General features: G+C 46.9%; 16 protein-coding genes. 8 read left to right on the top strand and 8 right to left on the bottom strand.

All coding sequences use genetic code 11. The features are described 5' to 3' along the window. Positions 1-95: 95 nt before the first annotated feature. Positions 96-1,604: a hypothetical protein gene (locus NX722_RS03470; RefSeq protein WP_262566726.1), complete on the top strand. Its 1,509-nt coding sequence runs from the start codon at positions 96-98 to the stop codon at positions 1,602-1,604. Positions 1,605-1,866: 262 nt separating this feature from the next. Here the strand turns inward: NX722_RS03470 and NX722_RS03465 are convergent, their stop codons facing one another. Further along, the gene (locus NX722_RS03465) at positions 1,867-2,907 is read right to left on the bottom strand and encodes an IS1595 family transposase (RefSeq protein WP_322740909.1); all 1,041 of its coding nucleotides are present in this window, start codon (positions 2,905-2,907) and stop codon (positions 1,867-1,869) included. Positions 2,908-3,228: 321 nt separating this feature from the next. Between NX722_RS03465 and NX722_RS03460 the strand changes: the two genes are divergently transcribed. After that, the gene (locus NX722_RS03460; RefSeq protein WP_262566725.1) at positions 3,229-3,429 is read left to right on the top strand and encodes a hypothetical protein; all 201 of its coding nucleotides are present in this window, start codon (positions 3,229-3,231) and stop codon (positions 3,427-3,429) included. On the opposite strand, the gene NX722_RS03455 is transcribed toward NX722_RS03460, so the two are convergent. From NX722_RS03455 to NX722_RS03440, 4 genes are all read right to left on the bottom strand, one after another. Then, on the bottom strand, positions 3,417-6,626 hold the full coding sequence (locus NX722_RS03455) for an efflux RND transporter permease subunit (protein WP_262566724.1): 3,210 nt from the start codon (positions 6,624-6,626) through the stop codon (positions 3,417-3,419). The genes NX722_RS03460 and NX722_RS03455 overlap by 13 nt on opposite strands. A 13-nt stretch (positions 6,627-6,639) precedes the next feature. Beyond that, on the bottom strand, positions 6,640-7,866 hold the full coding sequence (locus NX722_RS03450) for an efflux RND transporter periplasmic adaptor subunit (protein WP_262566723.1): 1,227 nt from the start codon (positions 7,864-7,866) through the stop codon (positions 6,640-6,642). Positions 7,867-8,034: 168 nt separating this feature from the next. Continuing rightward, the gene (locus NX722_RS03445; RefSeq protein ID WP_262566722.1) at positions 8,035-9,060 is read right to left on the bottom strand and encodes a hypothetical protein; all 1,026 of its coding nucleotides are present in this window, start codon (positions 9,058-9,060) and stop codon (positions 8,035-8,037) included. Between the two features lie 63 nt (positions 9,061-9,123). After that, the gene (locus NX722_RS03440; protein WP_322740964.1) at positions 9,124-9,522 is read right to left on the bottom strand and encodes a dicarboxylate/amino acid:cation symporter; all 399 of its coding nucleotides are present in this window, start codon (positions 9,520-9,522) and stop codon (positions 9,124-9,126) included. Between the two features lie 281 nt (positions 9,523-9,803). Between NX722_RS03440 and NX722_RS28675 the strand changes: the two genes are divergently transcribed. Genes NX722_RS28675 through NX722_RS28770 form a run of 4 tightly spaced genes read left to right on the top strand, consistent with a single transcriptional unit; the run spans position 9,804 to position 13,274 of the window. After that, complete coding sequence (locus tag NX722_RS28675) at positions 9,804-10,418, top strand: C2H2-type zinc finger protein (protein ID WP_322740908.1); 615 nt, start codon at positions 9,804-9,806, stop codon at positions 10,416-10,418. Then, positions 10,408-11,817 carry a TldD/PmbA family protein gene (locus NX722_RS03430; RefSeq protein WP_262566721.1) on the top strand — a complete coding sequence of 470 codons (1,410 nt, stop codon included), beginning with the start codon at positions 10,408-10,410 and terminating at the stop codon, positions 11,815-11,817. The genes NX722_RS28675 and NX722_RS03430 overlap by 11 nt, the downstream gene beginning before the upstream one ends. Before the next feature lie 46 nt (positions 11,818-11,863). Beyond that, on the top strand, positions 11,864-13,207 hold the full coding sequence (locus NX722_RS03425) for a TldD/PmbA family protein (RefSeq protein WP_262566720.1): 1,344 nt from the start codon (positions 11,864-11,866) through the stop codon (positions 13,205-13,207). Beyond that, positions 13,158-13,274: a pentapeptide repeat-containing protein gene (locus NX722_RS28770; RefSeq protein ID WP_407647955.1), complete on the top strand. Its 117-nt coding sequence runs from the start codon at positions 13,158-13,160 to the stop codon at positions 13,272-13,274. Before NX722_RS03425 ends, NX722_RS28770 begins: the two co-directional genes overlap by 50 nt. 31 nt (positions 13,275-13,305) lie before the next feature. On the opposite strand, the gene NX722_RS03420 is transcribed toward NX722_RS28770, so the two are convergent. Both NX722_RS03420 and NX722_RS03415 read right to left on the bottom strand, forming a co-directional pair. Beyond that, positions 13,306-13,635 carry a PBPRA1643 family SWIM/SEC-C metal-binding motif protein gene (locus NX722_RS03420; RefSeq protein ID WP_262566719.1) on the bottom strand — a complete coding sequence of 110 codons (330 nt, stop codon included), beginning with the start codon at positions 13,633-13,635 and terminating at the stop codon, positions 13,306-13,308. A gap of 216 nt (positions 13,636-13,851) precedes the next feature. Then, positions 13,852-18,627: a hypothetical protein gene (locus NX722_RS03415; protein WP_262566718.1), complete on the bottom strand. Its 4,776-nt coding sequence runs from the start codon at positions 18,625-18,627 to the stop codon at positions 13,852-13,854. A 277-nt stretch (positions 18,628-18,904) separates the two neighbouring features. Between NX722_RS03415 and NX722_RS03410 the strand changes: the two genes are divergently transcribed. Beyond that, positions 18,905-21,568: a M1 family metallopeptidase gene (locus NX722_RS03410; RefSeq protein WP_262566717.1), complete on the top strand. Its 2,664-nt coding sequence runs from the start codon at positions 18,905-18,907 to the stop codon at positions 21,566-21,568. Positions 21,569-21,647: 79 nt separating this feature from the next. Then, positions 21,648-22,265 carry an HNH endonuclease gene (locus NX722_RS03405; protein ID WP_265442329.1) on the top strand — a complete coding sequence of 206 codons (618 nt, stop codon included), beginning with the start codon at positions 21,648-21,650 and terminating at the stop codon, positions 22,263-22,265. 208 nt (positions 22,266-22,473) lie between these two features. Here NX722_RS03405 and NX722_RS03400 read toward each other — a convergent pair whose 3' ends face one another. Continuing rightward, a complete protein-coding gene (locus tag NX722_RS03400; protein WP_262566715.1) occupies positions 22,474-23,013 on the bottom strand; it encodes a hypothetical protein in 540 nt (179 codons plus the stop codon). Positions 23,014-23,180: the final 167 nt, after the last annotated feature.

Below are 23,180 nucleotides of genomic sequence, written 5' to 3'. Positions count from 1 at the left end.
TGGTCGGAAACTGAAGGTTAGCTACTGTCGCTACGGTTAAACCTATGAGAGTCTCCCCGGCATAGCCGGGGGTTTATCAGTGTTAATTAAATGAGATGATTATTCAAGCACTCCATAGCTTATATAACACGCTGCTTGATGACGAAGAAGAACAAGTCTCGACAGAAGAAATAGCTGACTCAAACGCAGGTGATGACGAAGCAGGTGATAACGAAGAGGAAGTCTCGACAGAAGAAATAGATAACTTAAATGCAGGTGATGATGACGACGGTGATAGACAAATGAATAACCCTCGTTATTCGTTTTTTTATGTTATGGATGGTGAGCAACTCTCCGAACCTGCCGTATCCAACAAACTGTTACAACAACGGCTAAGAGTACTGGACATTCTCAGAAATCGGGCTCAAATTGCTATAGACCAAGGAAACAATCAGCTGGAGTCAATACTGAACAACAGAATAACTCTCATTGAAGTTGATATAGAATATTTTTCCACTCAACTCACGAGTGACTCGACAGAAGTATATAGCAACATTGCGGAACTTATTCTGAAAACCCTACAGCGGGATTCTGAAGAAATACAGCAGTATGAACATCATCAGTACCATTCCGATTTATTCCCGCCAATGCCAGTCCAGCCTGACCTGAAAACAGCCAGAAGCAGAATCGGAAGACAAACCCCGGGAGGCAATAATCAGGCAGGTAGCCCGGATTCCGCCAGTCAGCAGGGTGATACTCCCTCAGAATCATCCAACCAGGAACAGGCCAGTGGACAATCCCCCCAGGGAGGTGACAATGGCGGAAGTGGCCGGGACGATGACGGTGATGATGATAGGCACAGGGACTCTGATGCCCCCCATGATTTGACAGAAGGCACTTCCCAGATACGCTGCCTCAAGTGTCGACGTCCTATATCGTCTGATACACTGCCATCAAACTCTAAAAGACAAAAAAGCAATAAGGTGTTGTGTAAAGCCTGCAAGAAAAGACTTAATGGTGAATCCCGTGAATATGTTACAAATATAATCAAAGCGACCACTGGTCATGAAAAAATTGATGAGAATGAACTTGAATTGCTAACCGAAGCAGCAATGCGTATTTATAATGACTTAAATCAAGAAGGAGGTACCAGATTCTCAGCGGATCTAAAGAAAGAAAAAGAAATAGAAAATGATGAAGAAACCGAGGACAACTTATCTATAAAAAAAGAAAATGAAAAAATCAAAGAGACAGTAACAACCATCGTTAAGAACCATAAAAGCTCACCAAAAGACTCTAGTCTTACCAGAGTTATTTTGACACAATTTATAACCCAATTCATAGAGCAGCTAAATAAAGGTTATGAAAGTACTCGTACAACAGCATTACAATTTCTGAAAGAAATAAACAAAGATAAATTCAGGTATTTTTTTCAGGTAAGGTATAGTACAGATGAACATTCATGTACGGACATAGGTGTTTACTATCCTTTTTATATAAATAAAAATAGGGAAAGAGTAACGACGCGAGTTCGTTTTAGTAATCATGTAGGTACTGTTACTCCGCTCACAGAGCTGAACAATGATGAACTCAATAGACAGATGGACAACCTCCAGGTTGAGTAAACTGTATAGATTCCATACCTGAATGCACCACCATCTAATGAGGGTGCCCTTAAAAGATAAATCTTAAATCCAGTGAAGCTCTTTCCTTTGCAGAGTATTGAGCTTCACAATACTCTTTTAGCAATTCGCCGTTTTGAATTATTTTTGCTTTTGCCAAAATCAGGCTACTTCTGTCACCGCATCGTCACCTACCAGGCAGCGCCCGTCGGAGTCTGCTTTAAGCAGTCCCATCATATTGCCCGGGGCACAGGGAGGGTGACGGCTAAGTTCCTGTTAGCAGTTGGAAGCACCAATGTTCCGCAATTCTTCTGACGAGTTGGTCAGTATTTAACTTTACTGATGCAGTCAGATCACGCCTCCAGGCTAGGTAATGCGGGAGATAGCGGGTAGCAACACCATGAAATACACCGCCAATCCATGTTTTTAAGTTACTGTGGTAAGCATTGACATGCTGAATGTGGTAAATACCTTCGATAACATGCTGGCCAGCAGAAGTAACCAGCTCCTTGAACTCAAAACCAAGTTTCTCAGCAAGCTTTTCGTGGGCAAGGTGTGCATCGGCACAGACCGTACCTTCAATCGATATGCGGCCGTTTAAATGACGGCATAGTTCATTAGCACTTTCGTTTTCGAGTATGCCATCTACAGTGTTCTTCTCACGATCTCGAGCCACTAAAACCGGCACCTTTCGCGCTTTATTGGGATCATTGCCACGCTTCCGCGTAGGCCTTGGCAGGTCTTTTCTCTGACCTTTGAATGACTCTCGAAAAAAAGTCTCGTCTAATTCTGTAATGCCTTTGAGCTCTTCTGCCTGATCATTATTTATGACCTCAAGGAAGTGGTGACGCCAGCGGAACGCTGTTTCAAGACTAACGCCATATTCACTGGCCGATGCTCGCAATGTCATGGAGTAAGTCATCCCAGTTAGATAGTCATTCCATTTTTCGGGGTATCTAAGTCTTGCTAGAGGCGTACCAGAGAAAGCGTTAAAAGTAGCTTTACATGTCTTGCAACGGTAGCGCTGACGCTCGTTTTGAAAACCCCACCGACCAATATCATGTCCTTGGCACTTAGGGCAAACTGGCTGTTCTGCAAAGTGAGACAAAATGCAGGTTTCAAGTTCAGATGTAGAGTTTTTAGTATTGGAGGAGTATTCGCTTTCTATAGCGACAGAACCAATGGATTCTTCTGCTTCATCAGAACCTATTTGAGCATCTGTCATTGCTCTGCTGAGGGTTTCATATTGCTCAAGGGTTAATGTCGAAATGGCATCAACAAAATTCTTAAATATCTCGAATTGCATAACGCTGTGCCTGAAAACTAGAAGGCATGGGAAGTATAGCTCATTCAACTGCTAACACGAACTTAGCCGAGGGTGACCTTGTGAAGAGCATTCAGGAGAGAATAGAAACCCTGGCAGGCTGCAATATATGCATGAAAGATTGTCCTGCAAGGTAAATTTCTCTGATTCATAACAATACAGTCAGCACTCCTGACATCAATCCAACCCTTTGCCGGAACTAACCTCCCCCCAGACTCTCTAAAGAATGATCAGGCAATTTTTAGAACTGCGACTATCCTGATCTCAGGAACCCGTCCTAACAATAAAACATATGAGGTTGTAATGTTTAATCTTCATCAAATGCTGGAAAACATGACGCTCACCGGTTGGATAATCGTCCTTTTATGCCTTGGCCTCTGGACGTTAGCCACTTATTTCGTCGGAGAATTCTCTGAAAGAAAGTGGGGAGACCGCGAATCCGGAGCCCTGATCGGCTTCTTTGCACCAGGGCTGATCTTTATGCTCTGCCTTTATCTTTTTTGATCCTGCTTAACTGAAAGCTCCCCCAGGGGCTTTGATGCCCTTTCCCCATACCAGAGCCGTCGACAACCCTGTCCCAGCTCAGCAATGACGACATACAGGGTTGGAGTCAGGATCAAAGTAATGGCCGTGGCAAACAGTATTCCGAACCCAAGGGAAATCGCCATAGGAGACACAGCCTGAGCCTGAAGGCTCTTTTCCATAGTAATCGGCACCAGCCCAAGAAAGGTCGTCAGCGACGTCAGGATAATCGCCCTGAAGCGTTCACACCCCGCAAAAACCGCTGCTTCATAAAGTCCTTTGCCTGCCGCTTTTGCCTTATTGATAAAATCCACAAGAATCAGACTGTCATTCACCAGCACACCCGCCAAAGCAATGAGGCCAAATACCGACATCAGACTGAAAGATTTACCCAGCAATAAATGCCCGATCAGCGCACCCACCAGCCCAAATGGAATGATGGCCATAATAATGACCGGTTGCATATAAGAGCGCAGGGGAATAGCGATCAGCGCATAGATCATCAGCAATGCCATGGAACCCAGAACCGTCAGCTGCTCCACAGTCTGTTTCTGTTCCAGACTGGCACCATCCAGCCCACTGGTCACATCCGGATAACGGGCATAAAGCTCCGGCAGGAAATTCTCCCTGATATCCTTAATGACCGCATCAGGCTCAATACGTTTTACATCAACATTGGCGGACACAGCCAGAGCCCGTTTACCATTGGTACGGCGGATATAACTGGTACCCTGCCCTGGCTTAATGGTCGCTACCTGGTAAAAGGGGATTTCGCTGCCATCTGCCGTTCGGATGCGCACCCGGTCCAGGTCGGTTAAATTATCCCGGTCTTCCCTTGGGTAGCGCAGAATAACCTTCACTTCTTCACGCCCACGCTGAATTTTCTGGACTTCCTCACCATAAAAGCCCTGCCGCACCTGATTACCCAAACTGGCAAGATCCAGCCCCAACGCCTGAGCCCCCGGAAGAATATCCAGAATGACTTCATCAATGGCAGACTCTGACGTATTTTCAACATCATAAACGCCGTCGTATGATGTTAACTGTGCTTCCAGTTCAGCCGCTGCCTGCTGTAACTGAACGTTATCATTACTGCTCAGGCGGAAATAAACCGGCTTGGAACCACCGGCATGACGCTCTGTAGAAAAATCCAGCGTCTGTACGCCAGGTATTGAACCTGTTTCATTGCGCCATAAGCCAGCCACATCTTCTACTTCAACAGAACGATTTTCAGCCTTACTCAGCTCGGCAAGAATGACGCCTTCATCATCGCCTCTCGACCAGAGCATAATACTCTCCACAAGGGCTTCCCCCCCGTTCTCCTGACGGTAGCGTTCGTCCACACGCATCGCCGCCTGCTCCAGACGTATCAGGGTGTCGTTCCTGTCCGCAATAGGCACACCGGCATGCATATTCAGCGTCACTTCGATCATGTCACTGGGAATTTTCGGGAAGAAAACAAAACGAATAATCGGGCTGACCAATACACTAACGGTAATAATCATAATCCCAACAAACACACTGAGAGTGACATAACGATTGCGCAGTGCCTTTTCCATCAATGGCTGATAAACCGTGTTGACAAACCCTTGCAGCCCCCGGTCAACCCTGGCCTGAAGCCTCGCCAGTTTGTTAGCAGGTGGCTTCCCTGCCTCCATCTTGCGCATGTGGGCAAGGTGTGCGGGCAATATAAGCTTTGATTCCACCAGCGAAAAGAAAAGGCACAGAATCACTACCAGCCCGATGGCATGAAAGAAAGGCGATGCCTGCCCACTGATAAACAACACCGGCAGAAAGGCTGCCATCGTCGTCAACACACCAAAGGTAGCTGGCACCACAACCCGCCGGACACCGGCAACAACATTGTCGGTCGTATGACCATAACGTGAAATGCTGGTATAGGCGCTCTCGCCCATAATAATGGCATCATCCACCACGACCCCAAGCACCAGAATAAACCCAAACAGGCTCAGCATATTGATGGAAACTGGCATAATGGGATTGGGCATCAGCCAGATAGCCCCCAGAAAGCAGACAGGAATTCCTACCACGACCCAGAAGGCAATGCGCATACGCAGAAACAGGGTTAATAACAGAAACACCAGAATCCCGCCACTCAGCATATTTTCCATCATCATGCTCAGCCGGCTTTTCAGATAATAGGCACCGTCCCCCCAGGCCTGTGCCTCTACCCCCACCGGTAGCTGACTCTGATACCCGGCCAGAAACTGACGTACGTCTCTGGAGGTTTGCAGGGAACTGATATCCCCTTCAGAGATGACACTGATGGTAATCGCCCCCCGACCATTGAAGCGGACAATACCCTCATCCTCAACAAACCCGTCGTGTATTTCAGCAATATCCCGCAAATAAAGACGACTGCCGTCTGCATTGGTTCGTACGACAAAGTCAGCAAAGTCAAATCCGGTATACGCCTGCCCCCGGGTTTTTACGGAAATATCGCCATCACGGGTTTTAATGGAACCGCCTGCTACATCAATGGAAGCCCCTTGCAAAGCCCTTGAGACCTCATCAAAGGTTAAACCGTATTTTCGCAATGCAGACTCCGACAGCTGGATGGATATCTCCAGATCATCTTCACCTAACAGCCGGGTTTTGGTAACCGTAGGCAGGGTCAGTAATGCTTCCTGTAAAGACTGCGCTGTTCGCTGCAACGACAGTCGGTCTATGTCTCCCGACACCGTCACCAGCAATACACGATTTTCAGGTTCGATTTTGGTAACAATCGGGGTCTCTGCCTTCACCGGTAAAGTGGTCAGGCCTTCTACTGCCACTTTGACATCGTTATACAGCGTATCGAGATCAAATCCGGTTTCCACCTCTATACGGACACGCCCCAAACCTTCCCAGGTGGTACTGACCACTTTTTTGATACCAGACAGATTCCGAACCGCTTCTTCTACTTTCAGAAGAACGCTCTGCTCAATGTCGTCGGCACCGGCGCCAGGGTAGGTGATTGAAACCTGAATGGTATCGGCGGCAAAATCCGGAAATATTGTTTTCTTGATCGTAAATACGCCCAGTAGCCCGGCAGCAATAATACTGATCATCAGCAGGTTAGCCGCCACAGGGTTATTGGCAAACCAGGCAATCACACCTTTCCCGTTGGCGCTGTTATCTTCGTTCTGAGGAGTGCTCTGAAGCGTGTTCTGGGACATCCTGCCACCTGCCTTAGCTGTTAAATCCGGAAGCAACGTCGCCGTCTGCCAGACGAACTTTCATACCCTCAACAGGGTTAGTCAGTGGAGTCAGACATAAGCGTTCACCTTCAACCAGCCCTTCAGCCACATAAATCGTGTTCTCATCCGCATAAACCGGCTGCACCTGCCGGTAACGCAAACTGTTGTTCGCATCAACCACCAGAATTTTTCCATCGGCATAAACCGCACGCCGGGGGATGCGAAACAGCCCTTCTACCTCTTCCCCCTGCAAATGGGCAGTAACGAAACTGCCTGCTTTCAATGGTTCAACATTCTGAGAGGCGAGCTGATTGCCGGAGCTGACGTCTGCCTCAGAATTCAATGCATAAGGATCAGCCACCCGTACCACCACATAGTGCATACGGCTCGTCTCATCGACGATACCTTCCACCCTTGCCAGCTCTGCTTCCCAGCTGACTAATCGTCCGCCCAGGGACTGGCTCAGGATAACCTGAATATCAGAAGACACCTGACGTCCGGCGGCTGGCAGTTCGATAAAGGCAAGATCCGCCGGCCTTAATGGCAGCCGCACCTCAGAGAATTCAACAGAAAACACCATGCCCAGCTGTGCGCCGGTACTAAGAAACTGACCAATATTAACAGTACGCTCCCGAACCATGCCGTCATAAGGCGCACGAATAACCGTTCGTTCCAGATCCCTTCTGGCTTTGTCCAGTTGCGCCCCTGCCGCCTTGACCTGCGCCCGAACTTCGGCCACATAAGGTTCCCTCAATAACAACTCAGGCGCATCATCCAGCTTACGACCACTGCGTAACCAGCTCTGCTTTTCAGCCTTTGACCGGGCTACTTCTTCAGCCAGACGGGCTTCACTGGCAGCCAGAGTGGCTTCAGCCTGACGAACCGCTACCCGATAATCACTGTCGTCAATTCTGACAAGCAGATCACCTTTCTGAAAAACACCACCACTGACAAACACCGGGGCAACTTCAGTAATCAGTCCGGATACCTGGGCCACTAATGTTGTTTCAACAGATGGGTGAACAACGCCCTGGCTGTTAATTGAAAACCGGACAGATTCAGTGGTGAGTAAACGAGATTCAACCAGAGGAATGGTGGCTGTTTTTTTCTCTTCTTCAGGCGGGTTAACCAGCCTGGTCAGGCCAAAACCTATGCCACTGCATAGTGCCAGAACAGCCAGAGAGATAAACAGTTGGCGACGTGCATTGCTGCTTGCCATGATGATTGTCCATAAATCGATTTATTATTGTACCCTCAGGAAGCCAGCTAAAGGCTTCGGATGCTCAACGGATCATAGCAAATATTGCAGAGAATGAGCCACCCCACTCCTGACATCTACAGCAGTCAGTGGGATGGCTAATCTTCAAAGGGATGGGGTTATAAGAGATTATAAGTCGTGATGCTCCCGGAGGTTCTCTTCAACAGCGTCTTCGTCAGCACTCAGGAGATCCTCAACAACAGCGTCTTCGTCAGCACTCTGGAGATCATCATCAGCGTCAGCACTCAGGGAGGGGGGTTCAACATTGTTTTCAGGTGGTAGATCTGCATATAACACCTTGAAGGCATTGTTATTGCCTTTATCCCGATCTTCATAATTTATACTGTCACCTGTCTGATAGCGTCCTTGATCATCAGTTGAGCAATATCTATGACCACGAATAAAAGCCTGAAGAATACAGTAATCATTAACGTGGGCGAACCCATAAGGAGAATGTGAAGCAAAGGGTTCACCCTCTCGTACAGCCCAGCCTGAATAAACCCAGGGATGTGACAAATTTTTCAAACGTTTAGCTTTTTCATTCAGCTCATCCAGTGTGAACGGTCGCTTTTTATCAGACAATGTGGCATCAAATATCTTACACTTCCCAGTGCGGCTGATTTTACCGAAGTCCAGAGTGTTGTCGTCTGTCGACTTGATGCAGATTTCTGTCTTAGCAGAATTAATTCCTTCCTGCTGCTGACCAGTAGCTCCTTTATGCTGTTGGCTAGTTAGCTGGTTACCAGCGTTGCAACTTTGAAACAGGCTGATAAAGTCACCCAGCTCAAACTTCCACTTTTTAGATTTATCAGGACTCTCGGGATCATTTATATATAGTGGTTTTTTATTTAAAACCTCCCTCACTTGATTTTCTGTACCCTCCAACCAGAAATAGGTATCCTCTCGTTTAACGCCACTGTCTGATTCATAAGCACAGAAGTGCATTTTACTCTCTTCACCATCAAGATAAGCCAGGTTAAGCGCCGAACGACCATAAAAAACACTGTCTGGCAAATTAAACTTTAATGCAATACAAAGTCGTCCATCTGGTGGTGCCTTAACCGCTGAAGACTGCCAGCAGGGAGGCGGATCTGAAAAGGCACTGACAGCCTGAACTAATAGCACGACCAAACCACTCTTAAGGAGCCACTGCATTGATTGCCTCCGGTAGCAATTACACATACACAGACTTGTATGGCGGCCTCAAAAATTAATGATTCATCGGATATGATGAAAATCAATTTCCTCTTCTTTGAGGCCAGCTTCAGGACTATTAAATATAGCAGTGTCCAGCGCACCTTCACTCTTTGCCACAATACAGGTAACGACACTGTCGCCGGTCACGTTAACAGCAGTGCGAATCATATCCAGTAGACGATCAACGCCCATTATCAGGGCAATCCCTTCTACCGGCAGCCCCACCTGCTGCAACACCATGGCCAGCATGATCAGTCCCACTCCCGGTACTCCGGCGGTACCAATGGATGCCAGGGTTGCGGTCATGATAACAGTCACATAATCGGATAACCCGAGGTCAATGCTGAATGCCCGGGCAATAAACACGGTAGCCACACCCTGCATAATGGCAGTGCCATCCATGTTTATGGTGCTGCCCAGTGGTACGTCCAGAGATCATCCCCACCATCACCTTGGTGGTTAGTGATAACTATTTCCACTTCTTGCACATGAGACATTCCCGATAATAGCAGACGACAGAGGTATAAAAGGGTGGCAAGCCATGGTAAGGATAGTTGAAGAATTTATGCAATTATTACTTGACTTCAGGAGACAACATAAGCAGACAGAAGTCGTTTAGAGTTTATTCAGTAATTTACAGATACAGGCGTATGATTTGAAGCCGTTCTGAATGTAGGTGTGACACAAAAAGAGGTTTTGCCATGCCAAAGTTACATATATGCGACGTGTGTAAGAGGGTTTTTCCGTTCAGGAACGAACTCGCCAGACACGTGCGGAGCCATGAAGGTACAAAGCCTTACAGTTGCAAAACCTGTGGACAAAAATTTTCACAGAATCACCACCTCAAAGATCACATGCGAACCCATACAGGTGAAAGGCCACACAAGTGCCCGGTTTGTGAAAAAGCCTTTGCGCAGAGCGCCACCCTCAGCAATCACATGCTAAGCCATAAAAGTGAACATTCACATGTTTGTCCAACCTGTAAACGTACTTTTACACGAAACAGTTCACTCCAACTGCACATGAAAAACGCTCACTCAAACCCGACGACAGATGTCACGACAGAATCCCATAAAGAACCTGTCGGAACAGTCACAACAACAACACATACGACCAGTACAAGCTCCGGTACAACCAGCGTCAGCTATATTCAGTCGCCAAACACTGAAAAAATGGCTCCGGTTCAGGTGGTTACTCAATCAGTCGGGTCAACAGAGACAACCATTGTAACGCAAAGCAGTGGAACGTTTATTGATAACGAATCTTTCGATGCTTTTCAGGAAGGGCTTTTAAGGACATTAACAGATGATTATTGAGGTGTTACAGGTAATGACCGTCAAAGACCACCCTATTCCAGATCTGACAAATCGTCCGCTGTATACCGAACTGCGCCTTCAGGAAAATGTACGACAAACGTTGCAACTGATGAACGGCGATGTCACCAGCAACTCTGTCGAAACAGTCAGCGGCGTATCAGCCAGAATATGTGACCAGGGACAGTGGGGGTTTGCTTCACTGCCAGAAATCAATGACCGCTCAATTACGCAGGTGTTGCAGGAAGCAGGCAATAATGCCGCCTTTCTGGCTCATCAGCAGGGAGGACAGAGTGTCCGCTTTCCAGACCAATCATTCTCTGTAAGTAAAGATTTTTCCAGCCAGCAGCCAGCCGCCCCGCTGGAACAGAAGCTGGCTTTCCTGAAAACCATTGATCGCTATGTTCAGGAAAACTGTCCCGGCCTTGAAAGCCGTATTATCCGCCTGCATCTGGAAACCATCAGCAAACGGGTTCACACCAGTACCGGTTCTCAGGGCTTTACCCGTATTCCCAGAACCATCCTGACGGTCTGTCTGGTGACCAGTAACGACCAGCAGGAGCCGGTAGAACTACTGCATATTGTCAGTGACTGCGGAGACTATCAGGATGTTCTTACTGAACCATCCAGCCTGTACGCTGACATTGACAAGCTGTATCAACAGCTTCTGGATAAAAAAGAGGCAGTTCCCGCCAGCGCCGGATATAAAGAAGTCATTCTGGATTCGGAACTGTCCGGACTGCTGGCTCACGAGGCGATTGGTCATCCAGTCGAAGCTGACCTGGTGCTGGCTGGATCGGTGGCAGCAGAATTGCAGGGAGAAATGGTGGCAAGCCCTCTTGTCAGCATGGTGGACTTTGCCCACTCCTGCGACGGAAAAACTCTGCCGGTACCAGTCTTTATTGATGATGAAGGCAGTAAACCGGAAGATGCGGTACTGATTGACCAGGGCAGGCTGACAAGCTTTATGCACAATCGCTACAGTGCCGCACAGCTTAAACAACCATCGTCGGGCAACGCCCGGGCCTTCAAGTACTTTGATGAACCGCTGATTCGTATGCGCAACACGGCTATTTTACCCGGCCACGACAAGCTGGAAGCAATGATCGCCTCCATTGACGACGGTTACTACCTGATAAAAAGCAACAACGGCGAAGCGGACGCAACTGCCGAGTTTATGTTTGGCATCACCCTTGGGTACGAAATCAAAAACGGTCAACTGGGCCGCGCCATTCAGGATACCACTATTTCCGGTATGGCTTTTGATGTCTTAAAAACCGTCACTATGGTGTCGGATAGCCTGCACTGGGAATGCTCTGGCTATTGTGGCAAAAAACAGGATATCCCTGTCGCCTGTGGCGGCCCGGCGATTAAATGCAAACTCCATATTGGCGGAGAATAATCCGGATGAATGTTAACAATCTGTTGACCTTATACCTGAGGTGTCCATGAGTCAGTCTTCCAATCACCCGGGCTTCAATCAGGGCTGCCAAAACCATAGCTGCTATGACCAGAGCTGCCCCCTGAGCTATGCGATGGAGCAGCTGCGTCTGGCTGGTTTTGAGAAAACCCAGTGTTCCCTCTCCAGCGATTACAGGCAGGAACTCAATGTTGAAAACGGAGCCATAACCCTTCTGCGCAGTGGTAGCGACCGGGAACTGTACCTGAGCGGGATTATTGACCAGAAAAAAGCCTCACTGTCCATTAATGACCTGAGCCATGACAGCATTGATTCAGCCGTTGCCGAACTCCTGCTGATGGCAAAAGGCTCTGAAGCAGACGACGCTTACACGATTGCACCAGCACAACCCACAGGTGTTTTTTCCGCTGGTCCGCAACTGGCTGACCTTGAGGCAATGTACGACAGTCTTAAAGCATTTCTGGCGCACCTGAAGCAAAACCATCCCAGCATCGTCATGACCGAATGTTCACTGGATTACACCCGTATCCATTCCAGAATGGTTAACAGCAACGGTATCGACTTTACCGAAACCCGGGGCAACTATAATGGCTCCCTGATGTTTAATGCGAAAAACGACCATGACATCACCTCCCTGAACTATACCGGGTTCACAACCTTCACCCTCGACAAACCCTTTCACCAGTTTGGCTCCATTGAACAACTGCTTCGAAGTTCACAGGCAGAGTTCCGGGCGCAGCCCCTTCCGAAAAAGTTTACCGGCGACCTGATTATCACTCCGGATGCCATGGATGATTTTATTGGTTTTCTGGTGGGTTCTGTGACGGATGCTCCCCTGATTGCCAATATATCGTTGTATAAAGACAAACTGCACGAAGCGGTGACAAGCCCCTGCCTGACCCTTAAGAGCCTGCCGCTGGACAGCACCATGCCCAATGGTTATCCATTCACCAGCGACGGCTTTCAAGCCGAAAACCTGACCCTGTTAAATAACGGTGTGCTGGAAAGTTTTCTGCTGACGGATTACGGCGCCCGAAAAACCGGCCTGAAAAAAGCCGTTAACGAAGGTGGCTGTATGGTGTTGGAGCCCGGCGAGCAGACATTGGCTGATATCATTGCCAATACCCGGGAAGGCGTCATTCTGGGTCGTCTGTCAGGCGGCACGCCTGCTGACAAAGGGGATTTTTCAGGCGTCGCCAAAAACAGCTACTACATCAAAGACGGACAAATACAGTTCCCACTGACTGAAACCATGGTATCAGGCAACATGGCCACCCTTCTCAGGAGTATTGTGGCAGTGTCAAAAGACGTGGTGGATTTTGGTGACAGTTGCTATCCATGGCTCAAGGCGACAAAGGTCAATTTTTCGTAACTCTAATTTTCGTAACTCTAATTTTTGTAACTCTGATTTTCGTAACTCTGATCAGACCGGGGGATAATGGATACCCCCCGACAATCATCCAGCCTGAATCAGCCGCAGCACTTCTTATATTTCTTACCGCTGCCACAGAGGCATGGATCATTACGACCCGGTGTTTTTTCAACAACGGTGGTTTTAGGAGTGTTCATCAAAACATCCAGATCGGCGATGTTCTCTTCCTTCTCTTCGTTCAGTTCAAGATCCACGAACCAGCCATTTTCGCTGAAAACAGCCTCAATTTCCTTAAAACGCTCTTCAGTCTGAACCACTACACAGGCCGGATTCTTTTCAGTACCCAGTTTGGCGGTTTTCTTGCGCTCAAAACCACGATTGAACTTGTCAGCCTGGTTCATCAGTCGATTGCCATCGGTATAAAGCATGAATAACCACCATCTACATCAATTGAAAAAAACGTTACCAACAGAGACACCAGGCGCTGCAACAGCCAAGCCCACATGTTTTCGTTGATCTTAACCGACCTAATTTACTTGATTTGCAGGCATTTAGCCAATAATACCAGAAAAACCCTGACTCTCTGTCAGGGATTCAGTAACGGATGGAACGATATAATCCTTTTACCGACCATCCGCCATAACTTAAGGCTTCTCTGCCCCCGGACAAGAGTCCATATATTTCTGCCCATTTCTGTAGATGGTCAGATCAAAGCGGCGAAAAACCTTTTTAACTGGCTCAGGGCTACTTATGTAAAGACGGCTTTGATTGTAATCGATCAATGAGTCGTTGGGTGACGTTAAAGGGGCCTTTGTTATCCCTTGCCATCCATCATCGTATACATAAGTATTCATTGTCTGGTCATACGCCGTGGTGTCGGAAGTTACTGCCATGCTGTTAGCATTATCAACAGGCATGAAATTATAGACTTTCCCATTTTGTACCCATACTGGCAGGGGGTGGTGACTGTAAGAATTCTTACTGCTTTCAAGTTTCCAGCCCTGCATCATTAATACACAGGTCGAAGACTCTGCACATAATTGATCTTTTTGTAATTTGTCCATGATGCAGTCTGAAAACAGATTGTTTGGCTTTTCTTTTTTTCCGAAGGCCAGTTTATAACTTTCTTCATAGAAGTGGTTTTGTGCTGCTTCATTAATACTAGGTAAGATTAATAAGCCTACTTCAGCCAGAGATTCGGTTAAAATTTCTGAGTCGATCAGCTTTACCATTCCTGAACGTTTTTTACCATAGAAAGAATTGATTCTATCGATATGCCTTTCTAACCTGTCAACGGAAAGGTCTTTAAAATGAATTCGATCACTAAAGCGAAAATACAGGTCTTTTTCCGGGTTGGCACCATGCTCCAGTTCCGGTCTGTAAACCGCTATCCACGGTGATTTCTTGATTCTTGAGTTTAGTAAGAAAATCAGGAATTGCTTTTGATTGTCACCTGACACCTTTTTACAAAGATGAAATAAATTAGGAAAATCTACTTCATGACACTCCTTGACCCGAACCTTGTTGTCTTCATACCATTTAATCATGCGGTTAGATGTTTGAGGCAACAATTGATTATTATTAATGATGACCGGATGTATTGAATAAGAGTCATCAATATTTGTCATTTTAATTAATGCCGTTTCCTTCCATGGGAGTACCCAGAGCGATTGAGTCTCGTTATCAAAGGCGGATATGCTGTTTAGTTCTGGAAAAGCCGTGTGTTTTTCACCTGTTACAGACAAAACCGGAGCGGGCGGTTTAGGCTGGTACTGGTCTAATTTGCGCTGGACAAGCCCCTGCGATGGTTTGCTGATTATAAGGTCTAGTTCAGGTCGTCTTTTATAGGCTCTGATAACCGGGACAATACCATGTGTATCAAATTGAGAATTAAGAATACCCAGCGGATAACGGATTTCAGCCCAGTCATATTGGTTTACAATGATTTTCCATATTTCTTTTGACTGGCTTTGCTTCCACATAGCTTCGCATGATTCAAATTGTGTGGTTGAACAAATAGTCAGGTAAAACTGTATAAAATCAAGATGCTCACGGTTTTGTGGGTCACATGAGTTCCTGCCAAAATATCTGGCGCAGCGTTCTACAGCCTTATCAAAAAACGTTCTCTGTTGTTTAAAGCTCATATAGGACAAAGGTTCATAATAGTCAGCAGTCAGCCTTTTGTTTGAGTTATCCACATTTTCAGTCCAGTAACGAATAACACCCAAAGGAGCTTCCGTATCAGAGAGCAAAGAGGTTAAAAGATTGTGATGCGGGTAGTTTTGTTGATCATTCAGATAATAACCGTGTAACTGCTTTAGTCCGTGGTACCGCCCGGCAGCTTCTTGTTCCGGGTCGGCATAAGGTGGCCTGTGCATAAAGTTACGAAGAGGAATAACGAGTAATTCATGATAGCCGAACACCGAAAAACCCATGAACACATCTAATAAAGGTGATAGTCCTGAGCCTTTAGGAACAATGCGATAACGGCGAACTGTTATATCAAAAAGGAGAATTTGAGAAAATACAGAAAAAGCCTTCACAACATTCGCCAATTGAGTTTGTTTGACGCTGTTTAAATAAGACATTGTATCCTGCCTTACTCGCTGTGACCTGATTTCTTCCATATCATTTTGTTGATAGAGCCAGTAACGATCAGTGCCGGGGGCTGAGGAGAACCAATGGATTACGGAACCATCCTGTGTTTCTGTCTTGGTGCCTGCCGGGTGTGACTCAATCATTTGCCGGTTAGTGAATGCCAGAATCCGGCTCGGTGTGTCCTCTCCTTCTGCTTGTATTCCGTAGATCGAACCCATGTTGAGTTCCATCGTGGATGATGTGTTGTTGTACGCCTTATCCAGCGTCCAGCCTTCTTCAAGATGATAATACAGAAGGTTGAATTGTTCTGGCAGATCATCGGGTGACCACTCGAAGGTTTGGCCAGAGTCTGCAAAAAATGGTTTGTTCAAGGATGGAAATGGCGCGTCAGCGCTTTGTCTGATTCTTGGAGCATAAGAGAGTTTATCAAGGTGTGTGCAATGTTGGTTCAGGGTAAAGTTAGGCACAAAAGTCAGACTGGCCTGATGTCCCGTTAATTCATGACGTTGAGTATTATGCATGGAATGTATGTGCATGCCTTTTTGGTACCAGTCAATGCCATTCTTGCCAATTATATCTGCAACAGTTGCCACGCACTCTTTGTGCATTGCCTGCCCGGGCTTGCCTATGGGAATACCGCACAACATCAGCGTTTGAGCAATTGTATCGATGACTGCAGGATCTTCAGGATTCAGTAATTCGGAAATTTTATCAAAAAGCTGGCTGACGGTTTTTGTCACCCATCTGGAAAATTGTTTGTGACTGACCGGAAAATTAGGACCTGAATGATCTGAAGGCTCAATGACCTCTTCCGTTGCCGGATTATAGCCGATCATGCCAAATCTCAGGGACTGACAGTTTTGCCAGCCATGAAGGTAATCATCAATATAGCTTTTATGGGAATCTTTTTCATAAATGGCTGTGATGGGAAAATGGTGTTTTTCCCAGCGACTTTGGGAAAACCTTTCAATTAACAGAGCTATTTCTTTTTGCTTTTTTGCAGATTGTTCTTCCAAAGCATCTTTAAAATATTTTGCTTTTCCCAGAAGGTGTAGACTGGTAACTGTTGATCGCTGGTTATTATTAACGGAGTCCCAATAATAATAACCAGCCACACTGGTAATACCGGCTATAGCTGAGAAAACGGCATAGTGGAAAGTTGTAAGAAGGGGGGCAGCTTTTGCCCTGCGGGCTCTGCCTAAACGACGGCTGGTTTGTTTTTTGCTTTTGTTATGCGCTGATAAAACAGGCTTCACTATGCCACTGGCCAGATTGTATAAATAGCTTACAGTCTTAGATGCTTCGCGTCCTAAGTATTTTGTGACACCAACCACACCATTACCCAGAGACCTGGTCTTGCTGATTGCGCCACTGGCCAGACGTTTGGATATATTGGTCACACCGTTGGCAATAGCCCTTGAAGCAAAAACTATCTGTTGCCAGGATTGTGTGAAAATACCGGGTACATTATTTTCATTGTTCCCCCCGCCATTTTCATGGTCTTCACCGCCGCATTGTGGGGCAACTGCCAAAAGTGGCGTTACTATTGGACTTGCAGCATTAACAATTTGTTCTTCGGCTGTGGTTTCTATTTCAGTGACAGTTTGTGCCTCTTCCGTGGCAGTTTGCACTGATGTCGGTGTCTCTGCATCGGCTTGTATTGCTGATTCATCGTTATATGTTTCCGCCCCGGCGGTTTGCGAAGTGCCAGTTGGTATTTCCTCCTCAGCAGTTGATGTACTGTCTGTTGGTGTTTCTGCCCCGGCAGTTTGTGAAGCACCCGTTTGTATTCCATCCTCAACAGCTGGTGTGCTGTCTATTGTTGTTTCTGCCCCGGCAGTTTGTAGGGTGTCAATTTGTGTTTCTGCCTCGGCGATTTGTGAGGAGCCAATTTGTATTCCTGCCTCGGCGGTTTGTGTGGAGCCAGTTTGTATTGCTGCGTCGGCGATTTGTGTGGAGCCAGTCTGTATTTCTGCGTCAGTGGTTTGTGAGGAGCCAATCTGTATTTCTGCGTTGACGGTTTGTGGGGTGTCAGTTTGTGTTGCTGCTTCGGCGGTTTGTGAGGAGCCAGTCTGTATTTCTGCGTTGGCGGTTTGTGGGGGGTCAGTTTGTGTTGCTGCTTCGGCGATTTGTGAGGAGCCAGTTTGTATTGCTGCGTCGGCGGTTTCTATTGGGGCATGTAGCGTACTGTGTGTAGCAAATCTTGGAACCACTATTCGCGTATAGCTACTCAGAAGTCTACTCAGTATATCATTAATTTGTTCTGAGGTAGGGGGATAAATTTGTTCTTGGGTAAGGGGATAAAATTGTCCTGGCGCAGGGGGATAAATTTGTTCTTGGGTAAGGGGATAAAATTGTTCTGGCGCAGGGGGATAAATTTGTTCTTGGGTAAGGGGATAAAATTGTCCTGGTGCAGGGGGATAAAAATTTTCTAGTTCGGAAATAATCTCGTTATAGGCTTCTAAAAATTGATTGTTTAATTGACTTTCCATCGATTCCAGAGCTACGTGCGCTTCACTACCTGACTCTATCTCTATAGAGACAACTCCGTTATCTGTTGTTACCTGATAAGGCCTATCAATGGGATTGGGTAAATACGTCTGGTATAGATGAATTTGAACCATATTTGTGCCTTCCATGGTTAACCTCCACCCTGAATCCTCATTTACAACAAGTCCATATCGTTCCAGTTCAGCTGTTGTTGATAGGATTGTCGGTGCAGCATAACCGTTGCCCAACATAGCCATCATCAAAAAAAAACCAAATAGAGTGTTAAACAGCAAGCGCTTAATGTCATAACTAAATAAAACACAACGCGTCATTAAATGGTCTTCCTGTCGTTTGAAGATTATGTATACCCAAAGCGTGGCTTTCTTTTACTACTTCCAGCTTTGGAAAGCGTTTTAGCATAGACGCGATCAGCCAATAACGAGCCGTTAATTGGACAAGAAACAACCACGCACTTGCCACCCATTTCAAATGGCTGCCAGGGAGCTTAAAAGGAAATAACAGTTGAACTACGTATAAGCTGGTCTATCTTTATTTCTTTTATTCTGTGCCTTAAAAGGCTTCCGGGTCGTGATGTTACAGGTGGAATGAATGCTCAGGTACTGTTTAACCCTTTTCAGCCCTGTGTTTATCAGAGTTGTCATCAGTATTGCACTGCTGACCAGTCTGACAGGCTGCCAGTCTTCCGACCGCCCCGAGCAACACGCCCATAAGGTTCCGGTGACTGTCTCAGAGCCTTCACTGACCCGGACACAGGCTCAGCAGCGCAAAGCCATGATCAGACAGGCAAATTATGATGTCTATCTGGATATTACTGACGAAGAAGCTTCAGAATACACCGGCCGAATAACCATTCACCTGGATCTGCATAAAGCAGACAAGCCTCTGACCGTGGATTTCCAGCAAGGGCAGATTCACCGGCTGCTGGTCAATAGTAACCGCCTGACACCGGATTATAATGGTCAGTTTCTGACCTTGCCGCGCAAGAGTCTGAGAACCGGTGAAAACACTATTGAAATCGAATTCACCCACGCTTACAGCAACAGCAGCAACAGCGATACCGGGCTGACAAAGTTCACCGACCCGGAAGACAATAACCACTATCTCTACAGCCAACCCGGCGTGTACGCCACCAGCCAGATACTGCCACTGTTTGACCAGCCTGATATCAAAGCCAGCTACAGGCTGACGGTTAAAGCGCCCCCACAATGGCAGGTTATCACCCAGACTCTTGAACAGCAGGCGGTTAGCGGCGGACCTGAACGCTGGTGGTATTTCCCGGAAACCCGGCCTGTCAGCCCTCATTCATTCTCACTGCAGGCCGGACCTTACAAAATCAGCCGCTATGAACAAGGCAAACTGCCCACACGCCTGCTGTTACGTCAGTCATTTCATGATGAATCGAATCCCCTGAAGCTGTTTGCAACGGTCGATAATGCCAGATTCTTCTATCAACAGTACCTGCAGCAGCCTTATCCATTCTTTAAATACGATATTGTTGCACTGCCCGTCGATGTCCTGAACGCTGAAATGACTTCAGCCAGTATTGTACTGAATGAAAAATACCTGTTACCGCAACACTCTGCCGATCAGCCGGAAACCCGTCAGCAACTGCTCGAACATCTGGCTTTCAGCTGGTTTGGTGGCAGCGTCAGTATGGACTGGTGGAGTGACCAGTGGCTGATGAATGGCCTGTCCAGGTACCTTTCCTACATGGCCCTGGCTCGTTCTGAAACTGAAAGCAGTGGCGAAAGCTGGTCTTTATTCCACAACCAGGTGAAGCAGCCTGCGTATTTTTATGATCAGCTGCCAGCGGCAGAACCCTTGCGCCACACTGTTGATATCAATAGTGCGGCTGCCCAAAACAGCGATATCAAAGCCAACAAAGCCGCTGCCGTTCTTCAGCTGCTTCACCACAACCTTGGCGACGACGCGTTTCGCCAGGCTTTACAACGACTGCTACAACAATACACAGACAGTAGCACCAGGGCTCAGACGTTCTTTGAGCTGATTCACAACACCTCGGGTCAGCCATTAAAAAACTGGGAAAAGCAGTGGCTTGATACCACGGGTGTGCAGACGGTTTCCGCCTCATACCAATGCAAAAAAGGCAGCCTGAGCAGCCTTCAGGTTGACCAGCCTGACCCCGGAAAACGCTCCCAGATCGTTCATGTAGGATTGTTTAAAAACAGTCACTCCTCACTTCAGCGCTACCGGACACTGCCTGTTACTCTTGATGGCAAATCCACAAAGGTTGACATTCCCGGGCAACAGCCCTGCCCGGACTTTGTTTACCCCAATGTTGATGATAAAGGTTATGTTCGGGTACAGCTTGATGAGAAGTCTCTGAAAACGATTCTTAAAGAGGCATTCAGTGAGCCTTTAACGCAGACCTTAATCGACAGCCATCTCTATCAACCACCGGTCAGTGTCCAGTCTGCTATGACATTCGCGACTGCCAGACTACCGGATGAAACAAATGTCTGGCGACTGAAAAGCCAGCTGTCCGGACTGAAACAGCTGAGTGACCAGCTGTTCCGACTGAAGTCTGCCAATCCGGCAGTACAAACCGTCAACAGCCACTGGCTGCTAACTCTGGAAGAACTGGCATGGCAACAGCTGAATATCGCAGAACCGGGCAGTCCAATTCAGAATCTCTGGTTTGATTTTTTCCTGCATATTGCCCATACCGACGACAGTGCCATGCAGTTGAAGCGCCTGCTCGAAGGGCGCTGGGAGATCAGCGATTTGCAACTGACTCCGGCCAGACGTTGGCAGATTATTATTCGCTTGAACACTTTCACCGGAAAAGCCGCCAAAAACAGCTGGGATCTGGCACACCGTGAGTACCAGAAACATCGTTCTCCCACGACGACCAGACTGTATCAGATGGCTGATGCCAGCCGGCCCGATACACTGGTAAAAAGCCAGTGGCTCAACCGGCTCGAAAGCCTGCCCTGGCTGGACGCTGACGCCATCAGCCGTGTTCTGTTTCCTGCCTCGCAATACTCCCTGGTGCCTGCACTTCGACAGAGTATCTTTACTGCCCTGCTGAACAACCAGCCTGAACGGTCGTCAACGATGCTGAACCAACTGATCAGCAACCTGTTAAACGAGTGTTCCGCCAATGGCATCCAGCAGTTGCAGACCTTCAGTGATAACAGGACGCTGTCGCCCAATCAGCTATATATTCAGGCACAACTGCAAATGGCAAAACAGTGTCAGCACCTGCCAAAAAACGCTGCATTTAAATAAACACTTGCCGACAGCCCGCTTATTCGGTGAACATAAAGAGGTTGACCTTTATCAGGGACTGATAAGCGGAGGTCCTGTTTTGTATATTCTGCGCCTGAACACTGCAGGCCAGCCAGTTCAGTGGCTGACCTGGCAACAGACAGTTTGTCTGTATTCAAGGGAACTGGTCGTCTGGAGCCTGGGCGACATCATTTATCGAATCAGGGGTGGACGCAACCGATGGCACGATAACCCGACAGTGATTGAGGTTCCCAGTATTGTGGCCTGCGGCGGTCGTCGTTTATTTCCTTTCCGTAACAACCCTGCATTGACCAATGTTTCCCTGTTTGAACGCGATAATTACCAATGCCTTTATTGCGGTAAATATTTCCGCCGAACCCTGCTGACCCGGGACCATATTGTTCCTACCTCGCGAGGTGGAAAAGACGACTGGATGAATGTCGTCGCTGCCTGTAAACGCTGCAACCAGTACAAAAGTAACTACCTGCTTGAAGAACTGGACATGTCGCTGCTGGCCTTGCCCTATCGTCCCAATGCTGCTGAATACCTTGCCATGGTGAACAGTCGCAGAATTCTGCCTGAACAGGCGGAATACCTGAGCAGCCAGTTCTCTGCCAACTGTCGCTGGAGCATAAGAAGCAGGCTGAACGCTCATTCACAAAAGGACAGTTCCCTGGAAATGTTGGTCAGTGAATGAATCCCGCTAGATAAATAAACCTTGACCCAATTGAAAACGCACCTTTATCACTGCATTGACCGAGGAGGCTTGAATTCCTTTGAAATGGAAGTATTTGCTATGTGGCTTGCCCCTACTAGTTTTTGGTGAAACGGCTACGCAAAGATGAAAAGAGGTGAAGCAGATTCATAATGATATGACGACCCGCGTTCGATATGAGAGAACCTGATTAATCAAATGATTGCTCCTGAATTACTTCATAATTACCTGAAAGTTCAACCTGATTGACATGAGTAGTTACTACCTTTGGGATATGATAAATACCATTTGGAAGTATTATTAAGCTATCAATTGAATGAGCTATCAATTCATTGTGACTTATATGGTTTGGGTTGAAATAAATCATACCTGAATATGAATATGTCAGGCCGGATTCTTCTGAAGCTCCCAGTACATTTAAGTCTGCATTAAGGTTTTGAATATGGAATTCTTCAGTATGTATTTCTTCAACATGAAAATCTCTTTGGTGGCATAAATACCAAACCCCATTATTATTTTTTACCAGATACATGATAAGACCACTGTCAGTATTCTTAACTTCTGCCAAATACTCAACTGTCCCGGAAATACCTTTAATGTTTAAGGTTTTTTTACTATCTTCGTTTGAAACTTCAAATTTATAAGGCTCAATTTTATTGATTACTGAATAGCAAACAGATGTTCCTAAAAAAATAACACTCACCAGGGTGTACTTGATAGCTCTTAACATTCTTCTGTCCTGATTTTCAAAGGAGTGATAAAAGGTAGCACAGGAATAACAGGTTCATTTTTCTTGAATGCTGTATAGCAAATGGCTTCGGAGAGCGTTGTCTGCGACATCTCCTGAGTCTCTCAACGGCAGCCGTTCAAAATAGTCCTTTTTTGCAGGCAAGAAGT

This window comes from Endozoicomonas gorgoniicola, from assembly GCF_025562715.2.
Lineage (GTDB): Bacteria > Pseudomonadota > Gammaproteobacteria > Pseudomonadales > Endozoicomonadaceae > Endozoicomonas_A > Endozoicomonas_A gorgoniicola.
This window is presented reverse-complemented; position numbering and strand designations above follow the sequence as displayed.